Below are 18,677 nucleotides of genomic sequence, written 5' to 3'. Positions count from 1 at the left end.
CTGAAAGGAACCGTAGTGACCGCTGTGCACACCGCGTCGGGAGTATTCGGCCGTTCGCAGGAGTTGAGCTCACGAGCCCATGAGCAGGTCGTGTTCTGCGAGGACGCCAAGTCCGGCCTGAAGGCGATCATCGCCATCCACTCGACCGCACTGGGCCCGGCCCTCGGTGGCACCCGGATGTACCCGTACGCCGACGAATTCGAGGCGCTCGAAGACGTGCTCCGGCTGTCCTGGGGCATGTCGTACAAGGCCGCGGCGGCGGGAGTGAACCTCGGCGGCGGCAAGGCCGTGATCATCGGTGACCCCGCGACCGACAAGAGCGAGGCGTTGTTCGCCGCTTACGCGCGGTTCGTCAACGGCCTCGGCGGCCGGTATTTCACCGCGGGCGACGTCGGCACCAACACCGACGACCTGGACGTCATCGGCAAGTACACCCCGCACGTGACCGGCCGCAGCGTGGCCGCGGGCGGCTCCGGCGACAGCGCGCGGCTGACCGCGCTCGGTGTGTTCAACGCCATGCGTGCGGGTGCCGAATCCGTCTGGGGAACAGCATCGTTGGCAGGCCGGACGGTCGGCGTCGAGGGCGTCGGCAAGGTCGGCCGCGAACTGATCGCCATGCTGCTCGCCGACGGCGCCGAGGTGTGCGCGACCGATGTGAACGACGCGGCGCTGCAACGCCTTTCGATCGACCACCCGTCGGTGCGGCTGTTGAGTTCGGTCGCCACCGCCCCGGTCGATGTCTACGCCCCGTGCGCCCTCGGCGCGACCCTGACCCCGGCCAGCGCCGAAGCCATCGAGGCCAAGCTGATCTGCGGGGCGGCCAACAACCAGCTCGCGACCCCCGATGTGGAGCTGACGCTCGGCCGGCGCGGGATCACCTGGGTGCCCGACTTCGTGGCCAACGCCGGTGGCCTCATCCAGGTCGGTGGCGAACTGCAGGGTGCGGACCGGGCGGCCGTCGAGGCCGACGTGACCCGCATCTTCGACCGGTGCCGCGAGATCATCGCCGCGGCCCGCGATGCGGGCATCGGCACCGGCGCGGCGGCGAACCTGTTCGCCGAGCGGCGACTCGACGGGGCCATCTGATGTCGGCCGGCGGCGGGATGTTCCGCACCAAATCGGTCGAGCAGTCGATCCGGGACACCGACGAGCCGGACTCGAAGCTGCGCAGGGACCTGACGGCACGGGATCTCACCGTGTTCGGTGTCGCGGTCGTCATCGGCGCCGGCATCTTCACCCTGACCGCGCGGACCGCGGGCACCATGGCGGGGCCATCGGTGTCGCTGGCCTTCGTCATCGCGGCGATCGCGTGCGGGCTGACCGCGCTCTGCTACGCCGAGTTCGCCTCCACCGTCCCCGTCGCGGGCAGCGCCTACACGTTCGCGTACGCCACCTTCGGTGAGGCGATCGCCTGGATCATCGGCTGGGACCTGATCCTCGAGTTCGCGCTCGCGGTTTCCGTTGTCGCCAAAGGCTGGTCGCAATACCTGGGCGAAGTGCTCGGTGGACTGACGCCGGTCGTGCACCTCGGGTCGGTCACGTTCGACTGGGGTGCGGTGGCGATCATCGCGATCGTCGGGTTCCTGCTCGCGACCGGAACCAAGCTGTCGTCGCGGGTATCCGCCGTCGCGGTGGCGATCAAGCTCGGGGTGATCCTGCTGATCCTGATCGTCGGGGCCACCTACTTCAAGGCGTCCAACCTGACACCGTTCATCCCCCCGTCGGAGCCATCGGCAAAGGCCGACGGCGTACACCAGTCGATGCTCGCCTGGCTCACCGGATCCGGTGGCACGAGCTTCGGGTGGCTCGGCCTGCTGTCGGCGGCCAGCATCGCGTTCTTCGCGTTCGTCGGCTTCGACGTGGTGGCCACCGCCGCCGAAGAGACCCGCAACCCGCAGCGCGACGTTCCGCGCGGCATCTTCGCGTCGCTGGCCATCGTCACCGTGTGCTACGTGGCGGTCTCGATCGTGCTCACCGGCATGGTGCACTACACCCAGCTGCAGGGCGAAAATGTCACCCTGGCAACGGCGTTCGCTCTACACGGCGCCACCTGGGTGAAGAACATCATCGCCATCGGGGCGCTGGCCGGCCTGTCCACCGTGGTGATGGTGATGTTCCTCGGCCAGACCCGCGTGCTGTTCGCGATGGCCCGCGACGGCCTGATTCCCCGCGGCCTCGCGCACACCGGGAAGCGGGGCACACCCGTGCGGCTCACGGTCGTCGTCGGCGCGGTCTGCGCGGGACTCGCGGCGTTCGTCGACTTCGGCACGCTCGCCGGGATGGTCAACATCGGCACCCTGGTGGCGTTCGTGCTGGTGGCGGTCGGGGTCCCGATCCTGCGCCGGACCCGGCCCGACCTGAAGCGCGGTTTCCGCGTCCCGTTCGTCCCGCTGATCCCGATCCTGGCCGCGGGCTCCTGCCTGTGGCTGATGCTCAACCTCGAAGTCGAGACCTGGCTGCGCTTTGTGATCTGGATGGGGATCGGTGCGGTCGTGTACCTCGCCTATGGACGGTCGCATTCGTTGCTCGCGCGAGGGAGGCAACCGGTGCGCGAGGACATCGAAGAGCCGGTCGAGGTGGCGGTCTGACGGCTCAATTCCGGACGCGTTCCCACGGGCGCGGTTAGGCCCTGCGTCGTTTTCTACATCCGGGCGGTTCTGACAGCCGATCAACAGCCCTGAGGTGGAAAGCGACGGCCGACACCGAGCCCGCGCCGCGTCGCTAGGCCCGGTCCCCGAGCGTCTGCCAGAGGAACTCGTAGGTCAGCGCCGCCTTGAACGCCGCCTGCTTGTTGTCGGCCGCCCCGCCGTGGCCACCTTCGATGTTCTCGTAGTACAGCACCCGGTGCCCGGCCGCCTCCAGGGCCGCCGTCATCTTCCTGGCGTGTCCGGGATGCACCCGGTCATCGCGCGTCGAGGTGGTGATCAGGATCGGCGGGTACTTCGCCGTCGCCGAAATATTCTGGTACGGCGAATATTTCGACATGAACTCCCAGTCGGCCGGGTCGTCGGGGTTGCCGTACTCGGCCACCCACGACGCGCCCGCCAGCAGCAGGTGGAACCGCTTCATGTCCAGCAGCGGCACGCTGCACACCAGCGCGCCGAACAGCTCCGGATAGTGGGTCAGCATCACCCCCATCAGCAGCCCGCCGTTGCTCCCGCCGGACGCGCCGAGCTGCTCGACGGTGGTGATGCCGCGGCGCACCAGATCGGCGGCGACCGCGGCGAAATCCTCGTAGACCAGATGGCGGTTCTCCCGCATGGCCTGCTTGTGCCAGCCCGGGCCGTACTCGCCGCCGCCGCGGATGTTGGCCTGCACGTACGTCCCGCCGCGGGACAACCAGGCGCGCCCGGCGCCGCCGATATAGCCGGGGGTCAACGAATTCTGGAATCCGCCATAGCCGTAGAGGTGCGTGGGGCTCGGCTCGTCACGGCGCCCGACCACGAAATACGGGACCTTGGTGCCGTCCTTGGACGTGGCGAAGAACTGCTCGACGCGGATGCCGTCGGCGTCGTAGAACGCGGGTGCCGACTTCACCTCGACCAGCGGGCCCCCGGCGGTGCCGTACAGCAGACGGGACGGGGTGGTGAATCCGCTTGAGTTGTAGAAGACCTCGTCACCTTCGTGATCGATGTCGACCACGATGGTGTCCGTCGCAGGCGGAATGTCCGGTGCGTCCCGGTGCTCCCACGTCCCCGGAGTGACGATCTCGACGTGGCTGGCGACATCGCGCAACGTGATCAGGACCAGCTTGTCTCTGGTCCACTGCACACTCGACAGGCTGCTGTGCTCGTCGGGCTCGTAGATCATCGCGAGATCGGCTGTGCCGGAGAGAAAATCGTCGAACTTGGTGCCCAGCAGTGCCCCGGCCGGGTAGGTGACGTCACCCACCTGCCAATCGGAACGCAATGAGATCAGCAGCCACTCGCGGTGCAGCGACAACGACGAGTCGGTCGGGACCTTGAGTTCGATCAGCTCGCCGTCGCGCAGCTCGTACCGGATGCGGTGGTAGAAGTCGGTGTAGCGGCCCAACCGGGTGTGCTCGAAGCCCGGGGTCCGGTCGATCGAGGCGATCACACGGACGTCCGTCGGTTCGGCCTCGTAGACAGTCTCGGCCTCGGCCAGCGGCTGGCCGCGGCGCCAGCGCTTGGCAATCCGCGGATAGCCGGACTCGGTCATCGAACCCGCACCGAAGTCGGTGCACACCAGCAGGGTGTCCTCGTCCTCCCAGGACACCGAGGACTTGGCCTCCGCCAGCTCGAACCCGTCGGGCACGAATTGCCGTGTCCGCATGTCGAACTCGCGCACCACGGTGGCGTCGGCGCCGCCCCGGGACAGGCTGATCATGGCCAGCGTGTGATCGGGCTCGATCACCTCGGGCCCGGACCACACCCAGTTCTCGTCCTCGGAGCGGGCCAGCTCGTCCAGATCCAGGATGACGTCCCAGTCCGGATCGTCGGTGCGGTAGCTGTCCAGCGTGGTGCGCCGCCACAGGCCGCGCGGATTCGCCTCGTCGCGCCAGAAGTTGTACAGATACTCGCCGCGCCGGCCCGGGTACGGGATCCGCGCATCGGTGTCGAGGATCTCCAACACCTCGGATTGCATCGCCTCGAAACGGTCACCGCTCAGCTCGGCGATCGTGGGCTCGTTGTGCGCCCGCACCCACGCCAACGCGTCGTCGCCGGTGATGTCCTCAAGCCACAGGTAAGGGTCCGCTGCCACCCGTCCATTGTGACCGCGCGCGTAATGTGAGCTGGACAACACCGCCGACGGAAGCGAGGACCCGATGGGGCAGGCACCGGCGCGGGCCCTGATCACCGCGGCCGCCGCCGAACTGCTGGCGCGGCTCCAGCAGCGTCACGGGTCGCTGATGTTCCACCAGTCCGGCGGCTGCTGCGACGGGTCGTCGCCGATGTGTTACCCCGACGGGGAGTTCATCGTCGGTGACCGCGACATCCTGCTGGCCATCCTCGACGTCGGGGACGGCGTGCCGGTGTGGATCTCCGGCCCGCAGTTCGAGGCGTGGAAGCACACCCAACTGGTGATCGACGTCGTCCCCGGCCGCGGCGGTGGTTTCAGCCTGGAAGCCCCCGAAGGGATGCGGTTTCTGTCCCGGGGCCGCGCCTTCACCGACTCCGAGAACGAGCAGCTGGCCGATCAACCCCCGGTGACCGGAGCGCAGTACAGCGCAGGCGCCCGACCGGCCGACACCGGCAGCCACATCGTCGACGAAGCAGCCGACGCCTGCCCGATCCCAGGAGGACGCGCCGCGCGGATGTAGCGGGCGCTCACGGGTCGCGGCGTTATCGTCGAAGGGTGATTCCGCTGCCACGGGCGTGGCTGCTGACCAGCGCGATGTTGGTCGGCGTAGCGGTCGGGCTGCTGGCAGGTATCGCCACGACACTGCTGGTCACGGCCACCGTCCGGCCCGATGTGGTGATCGCGCTCGTCCTCGGGGTACCCGGCGTTCTCGGAATCGTGATGGTCCTGATCTCGGGGCGACGGTGGGTCACCACGCTCGGCGCATGTGTCCTGGCCATCGCACCCGGCTGGTTCGGTGCCCTGGCGATCATCCAGGTGGCATCGCATGGCTGAGAACCTCGACACATCCACCGCGGACTTCACCCCGTTGTTCGATACGGGCGAGAACGAGGCCCTCGACGAGGAGCTCTCGGCCGCGGGGTTGTCGGCCGAGGCACCGTCCGCGGAGGACATGACCCCCGACGAGACGGCCTCCGACGATGCCCCCTCGGCGCCGCTGCCCGCCCCGGTCCCGCCCATCGTGGTGGAGGGGTCCTACCTGTCGGTGAAGTGGTGGACGTTCGTCGGCGTGCTGGCCGGTGTGTGGTTCGTCTCCGCCGCGGCAGGGGCAGGCCTGTATTACTACTGGTATCAGGCAGCCGACAAGACGTGGCCGGTGTTCGCCGCGCTCGCCTATGTCGTCGTCACCACGGTCGGGGCCCTGGTGGCGTCGACGGCCCAACGCAAACCCCTGGTATCGGCCCTGGCCATCGCCCTGATGTCGGCGCCGCTGGCCGCGATGGCCGCCGCGGCGGTTTTCTACGGCGCCTACGTGTTCGGCTGGATCGCCCGGTAGGACCATTGCGCCGCCCACTAGGGTGGGGTCGTGACCCACTTTGACGTCGTCGTTCTCGGAGCTGGTCCCGGTGGATACGTCGCGGCCATTCGTGCCGCCCAACTGGGGCTGAACACCGCAATTGTCGAACCCAAATACTGGGGCGGCGTGTGCCTCAATGTCGGGTGTATCCCGTCCAAGGCGCTTCTGCGCAACGCGGAACTCGCGCACATCTTCAACAAGGAAGCCAAGACCTTCGGCATCAGCGGTGAGGCCACCTTCGATTACGGTGCCGCCTTCGACCGCAGCCGCAAGGTCGCCGACGGCCGCGTCGCCGGCGTGCACTTCCTGATGAAGAAGAACAAGATCACCGAGGTTCACGGCTACGGCACCTTCACCGGTCCCAAGTCGATGTCGGTGAAGCTGAACGAGGGTGGCACCGAAGAGCTCACCTTCGACAACGCGATCATCGCCACCGGGTCGTCGACGCGCCTGGTGCCGGGCACCGCGCTGTCCGACAACGTGGTCACCTACGAAACCCAGATCCTCTCGCGCGACCTGCCCGGCTCGATCATCATCGCCGGCGCAGGCGCGATCGGCATGGAGTTCGCCTACGTGCTGAAGAACTACGGCGTCGACGTCACCATCGTCGAGTTCCTCCCGCGCGCGCTGCCCAACGAGGACGCCGAGGTCTCCAAGGAGATCGAGAAGCAGTACAAGAAGCTGGGCGTCAAGATCCTCACCGGCACCAAGGTCGAGGCGATTGCCGATGATGGCTCGACGGTGAAGGTGACCGTGAGCAAGGACGGCAACACCGAGGAACTCAAGGCCGACAAGGTGCTGCAGGCCATCGGCTTCGCGCCCAACATCGAGGGCTACGGCCTCGAAGCCGCGGGCGTGGCGCTCACCGACCGCGGCGCCATCGCCATCGACGAGTACATGCGCACCAATGTGCCGGGCATCTACGCCATCGGCGACGTCACCAGCAAGCTGCAGCTCGCCCACGTCGCAGAGGCCCAGGCCGTCGTGGCCGCTGAAACCATCGGCGGCGCAGAGACTCTCGCACTCGGCGACTACCGCATGATGCCGCGCGCCACGTTCTGCCAGCCTCAGGTGGCCAGCTTCGGGCTCACCGAGGAGCAGGCCAAGGCCGAGGGGTACGACGTGGTCGTCGCCAAGTTCCCGTTCACCGCCAACGGCAAGGCCCACGGCCTGGCCGACCCGACCGGTTTCGTGAAGCTGATCGCCGACAAGAAACACCTCGAACTGATCGGCGGGCACCTGATCGGCCCGGACGTGTCCGAGCTGCTTCCGGAGCTCACCCTGGCCCAGAAGTGGGACCTGACCGCCAACGAGTTGGCCCGTAACGTGCACACCCACCCGACCCTGTCAGAGGCGCTGCAGGAGTGCTTCCACGGTCTGGCCGGCCACATGATCAACTTTTGAGAAACGAAATCATCGCCGGCATCGGCGGATTGGTGCTCGGCCACATCCTGTGGCTGGCCGCCATCACGTTGGCCACCGAGGGCTCCCGGGTGAACATCTGGGTGCTCTTGGTCGCCGCGCTGTCGTTGATCGGTGGCGCTGCGGGCGGCTACTTCGGCTGGCGTAAGTACCAGCAGAAATCCCACACCTGGGCGGCGTTCCTGTGGACGCTGCCGGTGTCGCCGGTGCTGTTCTCGCTCGTGTTGCTCGGGGTCACCTACCTCTAGTTTGTGTGATCGCACAACGACGGAGTCCGGGTTTCGAGCGATTCTGCGCTTCTCGACGGGAACACCCTGGACGAATGTCGATGAGGACAGATCGGGCCGCGGCCCGTCCGCATCGGCAGCACAGGGAACCCCATTAGTGCGTCCCGAGGGGACCGGCGGCTTTAGCCGTCGAGGGAATCGGGCCTGGTGAACAGCGTGTGGTCGCGAGTTTGTCGGTGTCGTCTCGTAACTTGTGCTGCATGTCGGAGCGCCGGTTTCGTCGCACTCGGGGTGGGGTGTGCTCGCTCGGGCTGCACCCGGTGTGGTGCCCGAAGTATCGGTGCCGGATTCTGGGCGGTCGTGTAGCGGCGCGGTGTGGCGAGCTGCTGGAGCAGGTTGCTGGCGAGCACGGCTGGGAGTTCGTGACCGAAGAGGTTTTGCCCGATCACGTTCACCTGTTTGTGCGGATCGGGCTAACTGATACCCGGGCACAGGCGGTGCGGGCGTTCAATGGCTGTACCACACGGGTTCTGCGTGCGGAGTTCCGATATCTGCGGCGGTTGGCGAAGGTGTTGAGGTCGCCGTTGCATTGCGGGTACATCGGGCATCAGTGGGATGCGGTGGCGTGATGCGCCGCTCGTATGTGTTTCGGCTGCGCCCCACCGCCCGCCAGCATGTCTCGCTGGGGCGGTGCTTGGATGCGCACCGCGAGCTCTATAACGCGGCATTGCAGGAACGGCGGGATGCTTGGTCACACAACCAGACTCGCATTTACTACGGGGATCAGTCGGCGCAGCTGACTGAGATCCGGGCCGCACGTGCGGATCACGCGGTGTGGTCGTTTTCCAGCCAACAGGCCACCCTGCGGCGACTCAACAAGGCCTTCGACGGATTCTTCCGCCGCGTGAAAACAGCCAAACCTGGTGTCAAGTCGGGGTATCCGCGGTTCAAGGGCAAGACCCGGTTCGACAGCGTGGGGTGGCCCAAAGACGGTGACGGTGCCCGGTGGCTGCCCGAGTCCAAGCGGGTGTATCTGCAAGGCATCGGGCAGGTCAAAGTAGAACTGCACCGCCCGGTAGCCGGACGAGTGAAGACGATCCAGGTCAAGCGGCAGGGGCGGCGCTGGATACTGGTTCTGTCGTGTGACGACGTGGCCGACAATCCCTTGCCGGCCACTGGCCGGCAGGCCGGGATCGACGTCGGGATCGCCAGCTTCGCCATCACCAGCGACGGTGAGCACATTGACAATCCGCGCTGGGGCCGGGCCGCCGCCGACGAACTCGCCGCCGCGCAGCAGCGTTTGCAGCGCGCCAAGCGCGGTTCGAAGAACCGTCAAAGGCGGCGCCAGACTGTGGCGGCTCGGCATCGCAAGGTTGCCAACCAGCGCAAGGACTTCCACCACAAACAGGCACGTGCTCTCGTCGAGTCTTACGACGTGTTGGTGGTGGAGGATCTGAAGATCGTCAACATGGTGCGGCGGGCCAAGCCTGTGCCCGACCCGGATAACCCAGGGCAGTTCCACAAGAACGGTACCCGGGCGAAGTCCGGTTTGAACAGGAGTATCAGCGACGCGAGCTGGGGTGGTTTCGTCTCAAAACTGCGCGCCAAAGCGGAAGAGGCTGGGCGTGAATGGATTGAGGTCGACCCCCGGCACACCTCCGACGGCTGCGAGAAATGTGGGTATGCAGCCCGGGAGAACCGCGTCACCCAAGCAGAATTCGTCTGCCAGCGATGCTCGCATCGCGCTCAAGCAGATGAACACGCTGCACGTAACATCTTGCGGGCCGGACTGGCCCTTCACGCCAACGCGGCATGAGAAGAAGCTGGCGGCTTCCAGCCGTCAGAGAAGTCACGGCATCTAGCAGTGGACTGACGCCGGGACCAGCAAGGAGCGGGACACGGTACGTTCGACCTGACGTCAGTCCGGGAAGTCCAGCGGGATCCGCAGCGTGGTCATCGTCGCGGCCAGGCCATCGTATTGGCTTGCCAGCATGCAGAATTCGATGAGCTGCTGCTTGGTGAAGATCACCGAGAGCGCGGCCCAGGTCTCGGGTGAGATCGACCGGGTGACGACGAATTCGTCGGTCGCGGTGATCAGCACCCGCTGCCGGTCGGTCAGCCCCTCGGCGTCGGGACCCTCGAAGATGCGGGCCTGGGTCTCGGCGTCGACACCGCGGCTGCGGGCCAGCCGGCGGTGCTGCTGCAGCTCGTATTCGCAATCACGCAGGTGGCCCACCCGCAGGATGACGAGCTCCGCGTCCTGACGCGGCAGCTTGCCCAGGGGGCCGAGCAGCAGACCGGAATACGGCAGCCACGCCAGGAACAGCAGCTTGTGCTGGCCCAGCACGTTCATCAAGGTGAAGCGCGGCGCGCGGATGGCGCGGGCGCCCAGCTTGGCGATGGCCCAGTTGACCGGGCCCAGCTCACGGAATCCGCCCGGCGCGATGCGGGCCGGCTCGAGTGCACTCACCCAGCCGAGTCTGGCACAGGTGTCGGCGCTCAGAAGGCCCAGCCGCCGGTTGGCGCCCGAGTCCAAGCCGATGGGGGTTATCCATGGTCGGCCAGGTGGATGCCCAGGTCGGTGCGGCCCGGGAGAAGGTCCCCACGCAGCGCGCGGGTCTCCTGGTAGTCGCCGTCGCGCAAGCGCCGGAACCGGCGGACCGGCTCGGTATCGATGGTCCGCAGTCGGTCCTGCAGGCGCTGAGCTTCGAGGTCGACGGCGGCCGGATCCAAGCCGTCGGCGTCGTAGACCACGTGCAGGTCCAGTGTCTCGATTCCGACGTACCAGAGAGTGCCGTGGATCAGCGGGAACAGGAGTGACTCGAGGTCACCGCTGATGCCGCGCGGGCCGATCGAGCGCGCATCCTCTCCCGCGGTCACCACGATCAGGGCTCTGCGCCCGATCAGGCCGCCGTCGCCGTAGCGCCGGGGCACCCCGAGTTCGGGATCGAGATCGCCGTAGGCGAACCCGTTTGTCAGGACCCGGTCGAACCAGCCTTTCAAGATTGCCGGCGGCCCGTACCACCACAGTGGGAACTGAACGATCAGCAGCTCCGCTGCGGCGAGCTTGGCCTGTTCCTCGCGGACGTCGGCAGGCAGCTGGCCCCTGGAGTACGCCTCGCCTGCCAGCTCGACGATGTTTCCCGGCTTGTCGGTGGGCTCTCCGAGGTCGCGGTTACTGAGCACCGGGTCGAACTCTTGGGCGTGCAGGTCGGAGGTCATCACCTCGTACCGCGCGGACAGTGCTTCGGTTCCTGACCGGAAAAGATGCTCGTTGAGTGAGCCGCGGCGGGGGTGCGCGTAGAGCCACAGGGCGGTGCCAGGCTTCGGGGGATGGGTGATCGTCATGAAGTCACCTGCTTGTCGTCGTGTTGGTCGTCGGTAGCGATGGCCGCGATGACCCGGGCCAGGGTGTTGCGTGCAGTGGCGGGGCTGATCCTGTCGGCGAGCGCGTCTCGGGCCAGGGCGTCGCCGGCCCCGATGACTGCGGACAGGCCTGTTGCGTCTATCCGGCCGGGGAACGGTGCCAGCGCCTCGCGGCACGTGGCGAGATAGGTGTCCTCGGCCTCCTGACGCAACCGGCTCAGGGTCGGTGAGCCCGCGAGTGCGGCGACCACGTCGGCCAGTTCCCGCCCCTGTGCGAGACAGCAGTCGATGTATGCGTCAGCGATGACGCGCGCCACGGCTCGCGCCTCTTGCCCGGCGCCGGCAAGCGCGGCGTCGAGCATCTCGCGCTGGCGTTCCTCGAACTCGCGATAGAGCTCGGTGAGGACCCCCGCCTTGTCGCCGAAGTGGTCGTAGACCACGGGCTTGGTCACCCCGGCCCGCTCGGCGAGCCGTCCGAGCGTGAACTCTTCCGTCCCTGCCTCCCGGATCAACTCCCGTGCCACGTCGAGGAGTTGGGTGTGACGGTCCTGCTTCGACAGGCGTCGTTTCGGGGCTGGGTCGGGTGGGTCGCTCATTTGGACTCCTCGTCAGATACCTACCAACAGTAACCTACTAGTAGTAGGTTCGTCCTGTGGTAACCGGAGGATCTCGGCATCCATTCCCGAACCGGGAATCACGGATTTCGCTGTGCTGTCAGGGCTCCCGCACCAGATACGGCGACACCGTCGAGCGGTGCTCGTTGAGGTCGAGGGCCTTGCCGAGCGCCGGGAACGCACGCTGCGGGCAGTTGTCGCGTTCGCACACCCGGCAACCCGACCCGATGGGGGTGGCCACCTCGCCGGAGAGGTCAAGCCCCTCGGAGTACACCAGCCGATGTGCGTGGCGCAGTTCGCATCCCAGCCCGATGGCGAAGGTCTTGCCGGGCTGCCCGTAGCGCGACGCCCGGCGCTCCACCGTGCGGGCCACCCACATGTAGTTGCGGCCGTCGGGCATCTGGGCGATCTGCACGCCGATCTTGCCCGGATTGCTGAAGGTCTCGTAGACGTTCCACAACGGACAGGTGCCGCCCGACGACGAGAAATGAAAGCCGGTGGCGGACTGGCGTTTCGACATGTTGCCGGCCCGATCGACCCGGACGAACGAGAACGGCACACCGCGCATCGACGGGCGCTGCAAGGTGGACAGCCGGTGCGCGATGGTCTCGTAGCTCACCGAGTAGAACGCCGACAGCCGCTCCACGTCGTAGCGGAAGTTCTCGGTGACGTCGTGGAACTGGCGGTAGGGGAGCACGGTGGCCGCGGCGAAGTAGTTGGCCAACCCCAGCCGGGCCAGGGTGCGGGATTCGTCGCTGGTGAACATGCCCTCGTCGACCATCTTGTCGATGAGGTCGCCGAATTCCAGGAAGGCGAGCTCGGCGGCCATCTTGAACACCTGCTGGCCTCGGGAGAGGTGATTGCCCATCTCCAGGGTCTTGGTCGCCGGGTCGTAGCGGTGCAGCACGGTGTCGCCCAGATCGATGCGCCGCACGATCCGGACCCCGTGCTCGGCCGTCAGCCGGTTGGCCAGCTCGCCGGCCAGGTCACCGCGGTGCATCCGGATCTTGGCGGTCAGATCCTCGGCGGCGGTGTCGAGTTCGTGCAGATAGTTCTGCCGTTGGTAGAAGTAGTCGCGCACTTCCTCGTGGGGCATGGTGATCGAACCGCTGCCGCTGCCGTCGGAGTACCGGTCCTCGGTGGCCGCCGCCAGCTGGGTGGTGGTGAGCCGGTACCGGCGGTGCAGGTTGACCATCGCCCGGGCGAAGCTCGGATAGGCCGCGACCATGTCGGCGACCTCGGCGGCGTCCATGTCGGCCCCGAGGTCGCGGTCCATCGCCACCTCGCGCATCTCGGCGACCAGCCGGGTGTCGTCGTGGGAGGCGAAGAACGTCGCGTCCACCCCGAACACCTCGGTGATGCGCAGCAGCACCGCCACAGTCAGCGGGCGCACGTCGTGCTCGATCTGGTTGAGGTAACTGGGGGAGATCTCCAGCATCTGCGCCAGCGCCGCCTGGCTCAGACCACGCTCGCTCCGGAGTTGTCGCACTCGCGATCCGACGAACGTTTTTGCCACGTCAAATAGCCTAACAAGGCTGTGAAGACGGTCTTTGCATTCTTGGCAGTTCAGTCCCTACTGGCAGGATCGGGCTGCCTGGCATGATCGGCTCAGGCGACAGCGACTGGAGATGAATCATGACGGGAACCGCGCAGAATTCGACCACCGGACTGAACAAGGTGTTGATGCCGGTGCCTGATCCGCATCCCGATGTCTTCGACCGGGAATGGCCGCTGCGGGTGGGCGACATCGACCGGGTGGGCCGGCTGCGCTTCGACGCCGCCGCCCGCCACATCCAGGACATCGGCTCCGATCACCTCCGCGAACTCGGCTTCGAGGAGACCCATCCGTTGTGGATCGTGCGGCGCACGATGATCGATCTGATCAGGCCGATCGAGTTCCAGGACATGCTGCGGATGCGCCGGTGGTGTTCGGGAACGTCGAACCGGTGGTGCGAGATGCGGGTGCGCATCGACGGCCGCAAGGGCGGCCTGATGGAGTCCGAGGCGTTCTGGATCAACATCAACCGCGAGACGCAGGGGCCGGCCCGGATCTCCGACGACTTCCTGTCCGGCCTGCGCCGCACCACCGACGAGGCCCGGCTGCGCTGGAAGTCCTACCTCAAGGCAGGCAGCCGTGACGACGCCGCCGAGATCCGCGAGTACCCGGTGCGGGTGTCCGACATCGACCTGTTCGACCACATGAACAACTCGGTCTACTGGACGGTGATCGAGGATTACCTGTACTCGCATCCCGAGCTGCTGGAGAAGCCGCTGCGGGTGACCATCGAGCACGACGCCGCGGTGGCGCTCGGCGAGAAGCTCGAGATCCTGTCGCATGTTCACCCGGCCGGATCGACCGACAAATTCGGCGAAGAGCTCTCCGACCGCACTGTTAGAACGCTCACATATGCCGTCGGCGACGAGACAAAAGCGATCGCTTCACTGTTCTCGCTCTGACCCCTCCCGGTTTAACAGTACGAGCGTACTGACCTGCACCTTTGGGCTACTCATGAGTAGCTTCTGAACCGGTACAGCCATCATATTTCTTCGCAAGCTTTGCAAGTTAACTAAGCGGTTTGGCGAAACTTGGCAACTGAAACGGGTGGACCTGCGGATATGGGTTGTGCCATCTTCGGATTAGCACACCAGTGAAGCTGCTGCGGCGTTAGCAAGTAACGAGGCTCGGCGCAGCGGTCTAAACAACCCGAAGGAGCAGTCCTATGTCGACCGTGGGCACCCCCAAGTCACCGGAGCAGATCCAGCACGACTGGGATCACAACCCCCGCTGGAAGGGCATCACCCGTACCTACACTCCGGCCGACGTGGTTGCCCTGCAGGGCTCCGTCGTCGAGGAGAACACCCTCGCCCGCCGCGGCGCCGAGGTGCTGTGGGAGCAGCTCCACGACATGGACTTCGTCAACGCGCTGGGCGCGCTGACCGGTAACCAGGCCGTGCAGCAGGTCCGCGCCGGCCTGAAGGCCATCTACCTGTCCGGCTGGCAGGTCGCCGGTGACGCCAACCTGTCCGGCCACACCTACCCCGACCAGAGCCTCTACCCGGCCAACTCGGTGCCGCAGGTCGTCCGCCGCATCAACAACGCGCTGCTGCGCGCCGACCAGATCGCCAAGGTCGAGGGCGACACCTCGGTCGAGAACTGGCTCGCCCCGATCGTCGCCGACGGTGAGGCCGGCTTCGGTGGTGCGCTCAACGTCTACGAGCTCCAGAAGGCCATGATCGCCGCCGGTGTCGCCGGTTCGCACTGGGAAGACCAGCTCGCCTCGGAGAAGAAGTGCGGCCACCTCGGTGGCAAGGTGCTGATCCCGACCCAGCAGCACATCCGCACCCTGACCTCGGCCCGTCTGGCTGCCGACGTCGCCGACGTGCCGACCCTGGTCATCGCCCGCACCGATGCCGAGGCCGCCACCCTGATCACCTCCGATGTCGACGAGCGTGACCGCCCGTTCATCACCGGTGAGCGCACCAACGAAGGCTTCTACCGGGTGCAGAACGGCCTGGAGCCCTGCATCGCCCGCGCCAAGGCCTACGCGCCCTACGCCGACCTGATCTGGATGGAGACCGGCACCCCGGACCTCGAGCTGGCCAAGAAGTTCGCCGAGGGCGTCAAGGCCGAGTTCCCGGACCAGATGCTGTCCTACAACTGCTCGCCGTCCTTCAACTGGAAGCAGCACCTGGACGACGACACCATCGCCAAGTTCCAGCGCGAGCTGGGCGCGATGGGCTTCAAGTTCCAGTTCATCACGCTGGCCGGCTTCCACGCCCTCAACTACTCGATGTTCGACCTGGCCCACGGCTACGCCCGCGAGCAGATGAAGGCCTACGTCGAGCTGCAGGAGCGCGAGTTCGCCGCCGAGGAGCGCGGTTACACCGCCACCAAGCACCAGCGCGAGGTCGGCGCCGGCTACTTCGACCGGATCGCCACCACGGTTGACCCGAACAGCTCGACCACCGCGCTGGCCGGTTCCACCGAAGAGGGACAGTTCCACTAAATCCCGTGGCTTGACAGCAGCAGGCCCCGCTCAGAATTCTTGGGCGGGGCCTGTCGCATGTCCGCGTATTGAGAAAGTGAAGTCGTGAGCAATCAAATTGAACGTGTAGGTGTGATCGGTGCCGGGCAGATGGGTGGCGGGATCGCCGAGGTGTCCGCGCGCGCGGGCGTGGACGTGCTGGTGTTCGACACCGCCGACGCCTTCGTGACCGCCGGACGCAACCGGATCACCAAATCGTTGGAGCGCGGAGTCAGCGCGGGCAAGATCACCGAGGGGGAGAAGGACGCCGCGCTGGGCAAGCTGAAGTTCACCACGACGCTCGACGACCTCGCCGATCGGCAGCTGGTCATCGAGGCCGTGATCGAGGACGAGGCCGTCAAGACCAAGATCTTCGCCGATCTGGATCGCATCGTCACCGACCCCGATGCGGTGCTGGCGTCGAACACCTCCAGCATCCCGATCATGAAACTCGCAGCAGCTACCCAGAATCCTGCCAGGGTTCTCGGTCTGCACTTCTTCAACCCGGTTCCGGTGTTGCCGCTGGTCGAATTGATCACCGCGCTGACCACCGACGAGGCCGCCGCCGCGCGCGTCGAGGAATTCGCCAGCACGGTTCTCGGAAAACAGGTTGTCCGTTGTTCTGACCGGTCCGGTTTCGTGGTCAACGCGTTGCTGGTCCCCTACCTCCTTGCGGCGGTCCGAATGGTCGAAGGTGGCTTTGCCACAATTGACGATGTCGACAAGGCGGTAGTGGCCGGTTTGTCCCACCCGATGGGGCCGCTGCGGTTGTCGGACCTGGTCGGCCTCGACACCTTGAAGCTCATCGCCGACAAGATGTTTGACGAGTTCAAGGAGCCTTTGTACGCCGCACCGCCGCTGCTTTTGCGCATGGTGGAGGCGGGGCAGCTCGGCAAAAAATCGGGTCAGGGCTTCTACAAGTACTGAATCGACCCGCGCTGGCACTATGGCCGAGGCTTAGCTAGTCTACCCACAGTAGGGCCTGCTGGCTCGCTCTATAGAGTCTGCGTGAATAATCACGCGTCGGCCCAACCCCGTCGGTCGTCAGCAGCAGAAAACGCAAAGAGGTAATTTTTCGCATGTCTAATGTCGAGTCCGATCTTGCTCCGTACTACGAGGAGTCGCAGTCGATCTACGACATCTCGAATGAGTTCTACGCACTCTTCCTCGGGCCGACCATGGGTTACACCTGCGGTTACTACGAGCGCGAGGACATGAACCTCGAGGAGTCGCAGAACGCCAAGTTCGACCTGGCGCTGGGCAAGCTGGACCTCAAGCCGGGTATGACGCTGCTCGACATCGGCTGCGGGTGGGGCGGCTGCCTGGAACGCGCGCTGATCAACCACGACGTGAACGTCATCGGTATCACGTTGAGCAAGGAGCAGTCCGACTACGCGCGTAAGCGGCTGGCCAAGATCGACACCAACCGCAACGTCGAGATCCGGCTGCAGGGTTGGGAAGAGTTCAACGAGCCCGTCGACCGCATCGTCTCGATCGGTGCGTTCGAGGCGTTCAAGCAGGAGCGCTACCCGATCTTCTTCGAGCGGGCCTACAGCATCCTGCCGGACAACGGCGGCCGGATGCTGCTGCACACGATCCTGGCGCACACCCAGCAGTTCTTCCGTGAGAACAACATCAAGCTGACGATCAGCGACCTGAAGTTCATGAAGTTCATCGGTGAGGAGATCTTCCCCGGTGGGCAGCTTCCGGCGGTCGAGGACATCGAGAAGCTGGCTGCCGATTCAGGCTTCGACCTGCAGCGCACTCACCTGCTGCGGCCGCACTACGCGCGCACGCTGGACATGTGGGCCGCCAACCTGGAGGCCAAGAAGGACGAGGCCATCGCCCTTCAGGGCCAGGAGGTCTACGACCGGTTCATGAAGTACCTGACCGGTTGCGCCGACTTCTTCCGTCGCGGCATCACCAACATCGGCCAGTTCACGCTGGTCAAATAGGCTCTGTCGCCGAGACGACGGTTTCTGGCGCGATATGGTCGATTTCGCGTCAGAAACCGTAGTCTCGGCGTTTTTGTTCTAGCGCGCTCCTGACACGAGCCAAGATCTCAGGCTGCTTGTACCGCAGCTGACGGGCACTGACCCGCACGATCGTCCACCCTCTGGACGCCAGGAATTCCAGCCTGACAATGTCGTTCTCGTGGTCCTCCGGAGTCGACCAGTGCTGGTCGCCGTCATACTCGACACCGACCATCCATTCCGGCCATCCCATGTCGATCCGCCGCTGTACCCGTCCCCACTCGTCGGCCACCGGGATCTGGGTGACCGGCCGGGGGAGTCCGCCACGGACGAGCAGCAGTCGCAGTCGCGTCTCTTGCGGGGATTCGGCTCCTGCGTCGGCAAGCTCGAGTGCCCTGCGTAGTCGACGGATGCCGCGGGCGCCCGGATAACGGTCGGTGAGGCCGGCCACCCGTTCCACGCTTACATGCGTGACGTTGAGTAGCGCATCGATCCGGATGATCGCGGTGTCGAGCCGTTGGCGTCGCCCGATGTCGTAACAGGTGCGGGTGACGCTTGTGCAGGTCATGCCGCCCACGACGGCGAGTTCGTCATCGGCGATCGCGCCGGTGTGGATCAGGATCCCGGGCGGGGCCGGGTGGCGGATCCGGGCCAGCTCGGCCGGCGCGTCATCAGGCAGCCACTTGCTGCCCAGCACTGCCGCCGCCGAGTACCCGGACAATGTGGCGGAGCGTCGGGACCAGAGCCAGGCGGCGCGGGCTCGGGTACGCGCGTCGAGGGTGAAATCCCTTGGTATGTAGATATTTTGATGGAGCTTGCGATATCGCGTCCGCAGAGCATGGCGAGTGATGGTGCCGGCGCCCAGTGCTTCGGTCGCCACGACGATATCTCCCACACCGATATTCGACGCGGCGGCCCGACATCTGGTTCCC

19 protein-coding genes are annotated in these 18,677 nt (G+C 66.1%); 13 read left to right on the top strand and 6 right to left on the bottom strand.

Annotation, left to right across the window (positions count from 1 at the left end; all coding sequences use genetic code 11):
• Positions 1–15 precede the first annotated feature (15 nt).
• Together G6N57_RS01420 and G6N57_RS01415 are read left to right on the top strand one after the other, a co-directional pair.
• Entirely contained in the window at positions 16–1,086 is a 1,071-nt protein-coding gene (locus G6N57_RS01420) for a Glu/Leu/Phe/Val dehydrogenase dimerization domain-containing protein (RefSeq protein WP_077742516.1), read from the top strand.
• Complete coding sequence (locus G6N57_RS01415; RefSeq protein ID WP_077742515.1) at positions 1,086–2,588, top strand: amino acid permease; 1,503 nt, start codon at positions 1,086–1,088, stop codon at positions 2,586–2,588. The genes G6N57_RS01420 and G6N57_RS01415 overlap by 1 nt, the downstream gene beginning before the upstream one ends.
• Before the next feature lie 133 nt (positions 2,589–2,721).
• Here the strand turns inward: G6N57_RS01415 and G6N57_RS01410 are convergent, their stop codons facing one another.
• Entirely contained in the window at positions 2,722–4,722 is a 2,001-nt protein-coding gene (locus tag G6N57_RS01410; RefSeq protein WP_234815650.1) for a prolyl oligopeptidase family serine peptidase, read from the bottom strand.
• Positions 4,723–4,786: 64 nt separating this feature from the next.
• Between G6N57_RS01410 and G6N57_RS01405 the strand changes: the two genes are divergently transcribed.
• The 7 genes from G6N57_RS01405 (at position 4,787) to G6N57_RS01375 (ending at position 9,583) form a co-directional block, all read left to right on the top strand.
• Positions 4,787–5,281, top strand: coding sequence for a DUF779 domain-containing protein (locus tag G6N57_RS01405; protein WP_077742514.1), 495 nt, complete (start codon positions 4,787–4,789; stop codon positions 5,279–5,281).
• A gap of 35 nt (positions 5,282–5,316) precedes the next feature.
• Positions 5,317–5,595: a putative holin gene (locus G6N57_RS01400; RefSeq protein WP_174814444.1), complete on the top strand. Its 279-nt coding sequence runs from the start codon at positions 5,317–5,319 to the stop codon at positions 5,593–5,595.
• Positions 5,588–6,097 carry a hypothetical protein gene (locus G6N57_RS01395; RefSeq protein ID WP_234815649.1) on the top strand — a complete coding sequence of 170 codons (510 nt, stop codon included), beginning with the start codon at positions 5,588–5,590 and terminating at the stop codon, positions 6,095–6,097. Before G6N57_RS01400 ends, G6N57_RS01395 begins: the two co-directional genes overlap by 8 nt.
• A 30-nt stretch (positions 6,098–6,127) precedes the next feature.
• Positions 6,128–7,522 carry a dihydrolipoyl dehydrogenase gene (lpdA, locus tag G6N57_RS01390; RefSeq protein ID WP_077742513.1) on the top strand — a complete coding sequence of 465 codons (1,395 nt, stop codon included), beginning with the start codon at positions 6,128–6,130 and terminating at the stop codon, positions 7,520–7,522.
• Positions 7,519–7,788, top strand: coding sequence for a flagellar basal body-associated FliL family protein (locus G6N57_RS01385; protein WP_077742512.1), 270 nt, complete (start codon positions 7,519–7,521; stop codon positions 7,786–7,788). Before lpdA ends, G6N57_RS01385 begins: the two co-directional genes overlap by 4 nt.
• A gap of 239 nt (positions 7,789–8,027) precedes the next feature.
• Positions 8,028–8,396, top strand: coding sequence for an IS200/IS605 family transposase (gene tnpA / locus G6N57_RS32270; protein WP_077742511.1), 369 nt, complete (start codon positions 8,028–8,030; stop codon positions 8,394–8,396).
• Positions 8,396–9,583 (top strand): RNA-guided endonuclease InsQ/TnpB family protein, encoded by a 1,188-nt coding sequence (locus tag G6N57_RS01375; RefSeq protein WP_174814443.1) that lies wholly within the window; start codon positions 8,396–8,398, stop codon positions 9,581–9,583. Before tnpA ends, G6N57_RS01375 begins: the two co-directional genes overlap by 1 nt.
• 102 nt (positions 9,584–9,685) lie before the next feature.
• On the opposite strand, the gene G6N57_RS01370 is transcribed toward G6N57_RS01375, so the two are convergent.
• The 4 genes from G6N57_RS01370 to ramB all read right to left on the bottom strand — a co-directional run bounded on the left by G6N57_RS01370 (position 9,686) and on the right by ramB (position 13,263).
• Complete coding sequence (locus G6N57_RS01370; RefSeq protein WP_065515517.1) at positions 9,686–10,237, bottom strand: carboxymuconolactone decarboxylase family protein; 552 nt, start codon at positions 10,235–10,237, stop codon at positions 9,686–9,688.
• Positions 10,238–10,314: 77 nt separating this feature from the next.
• Positions 10,315–11,115, bottom strand: coding sequence for an NAD(P)H-dependent oxidoreductase (locus G6N57_RS01365; protein WP_077742510.1), 801 nt, complete (start codon positions 11,113–11,115; stop codon positions 10,315–10,317).
• Entirely contained in the window at positions 11,112–11,729 is a 618-nt protein-coding gene (locus G6N57_RS01360; protein ID WP_174814442.1) for a TetR/AcrR family transcriptional regulator, read from the bottom strand. Before G6N57_RS01360 ends, G6N57_RS01365 begins: the two co-directional genes overlap by 4 nt.
• A gap of 118 nt (positions 11,730–11,847) precedes the next feature.
• A complete protein-coding gene (gene ramB / locus G6N57_RS01355) occupies positions 11,848–13,263 on the bottom strand; it encodes an acetate metabolism transcriptional regulator RamB (protein ID WP_036442067.1) in 1,416 nt (471 codons plus the stop codon).
• Between the two features lie 119 nt (positions 13,264–13,382).
• On the opposite strand from ramB, the gene G6N57_RS01350 reads away from it, so the two are divergent.
• The 4 genes from G6N57_RS01350 (at position 13,383) to G6N57_RS01335 (ending at position 17,727) form a co-directional block, all read left to right on the top strand.
• Entirely contained in the window at positions 13,383–14,204 is an 822-nt protein-coding gene (locus tag G6N57_RS01350) for an acyl-[acyl-carrier-protein] thioesterase (RefSeq protein WP_077742509.1), read from the top strand.
• A gap of 263 nt (positions 14,205–14,467) precedes the next feature.
• Entirely contained in the window at positions 14,468–15,754 is a 1,287-nt protein-coding gene (aceA, locus tag G6N57_RS01345) for an isocitrate lyase (RefSeq protein ID WP_065509288.1), read from the top strand.
• An 84-nt stretch (positions 15,755–15,838) separates the two neighbouring features.
• On the top strand, positions 15,839–16,699 hold the full coding sequence (locus G6N57_RS01340; RefSeq protein WP_077742508.1) for a 3-hydroxybutyryl-CoA dehydrogenase: 861 nt from the start codon (positions 15,839–15,841) through the stop codon (positions 16,697–16,699).
• Between the two features lie 152 nt (positions 16,700–16,851).
• A complete protein-coding gene (locus G6N57_RS01335; RefSeq protein WP_077742507.1) occupies positions 16,852–17,727 on the top strand; it encodes a cyclopropane mycolic acid synthase family methyltransferase in 876 nt (291 codons plus the stop codon).
• Between the two features lie 49 nt (positions 17,728–17,776).
• Here G6N57_RS01335 and G6N57_RS01330 read toward each other — a convergent pair whose 3' ends face one another.
• Positions 17,777–18,640: an endonuclease domain-containing protein gene (locus tag G6N57_RS01330; RefSeq protein ID WP_077742506.1), complete on the bottom strand. Its 864-nt coding sequence runs from the start codon at positions 18,638–18,640 to the stop codon at positions 17,777–17,779.
• Between the last annotated feature and the right edge of the window lie 37 nt (positions 18,641–18,677).

Origin of the sequence: Mycolicibacterium boenickei (assembly GCF_010731295.1) — a bacterium.
Taxonomy (GTDB): Bacteria; Actinomycetota; Actinomycetes; order Mycobacteriales; family Mycobacteriaceae; genus Mycobacterium; species Mycobacterium boenickei.
This window is presented reverse-complemented; position numbering and strand designations above follow the sequence as displayed.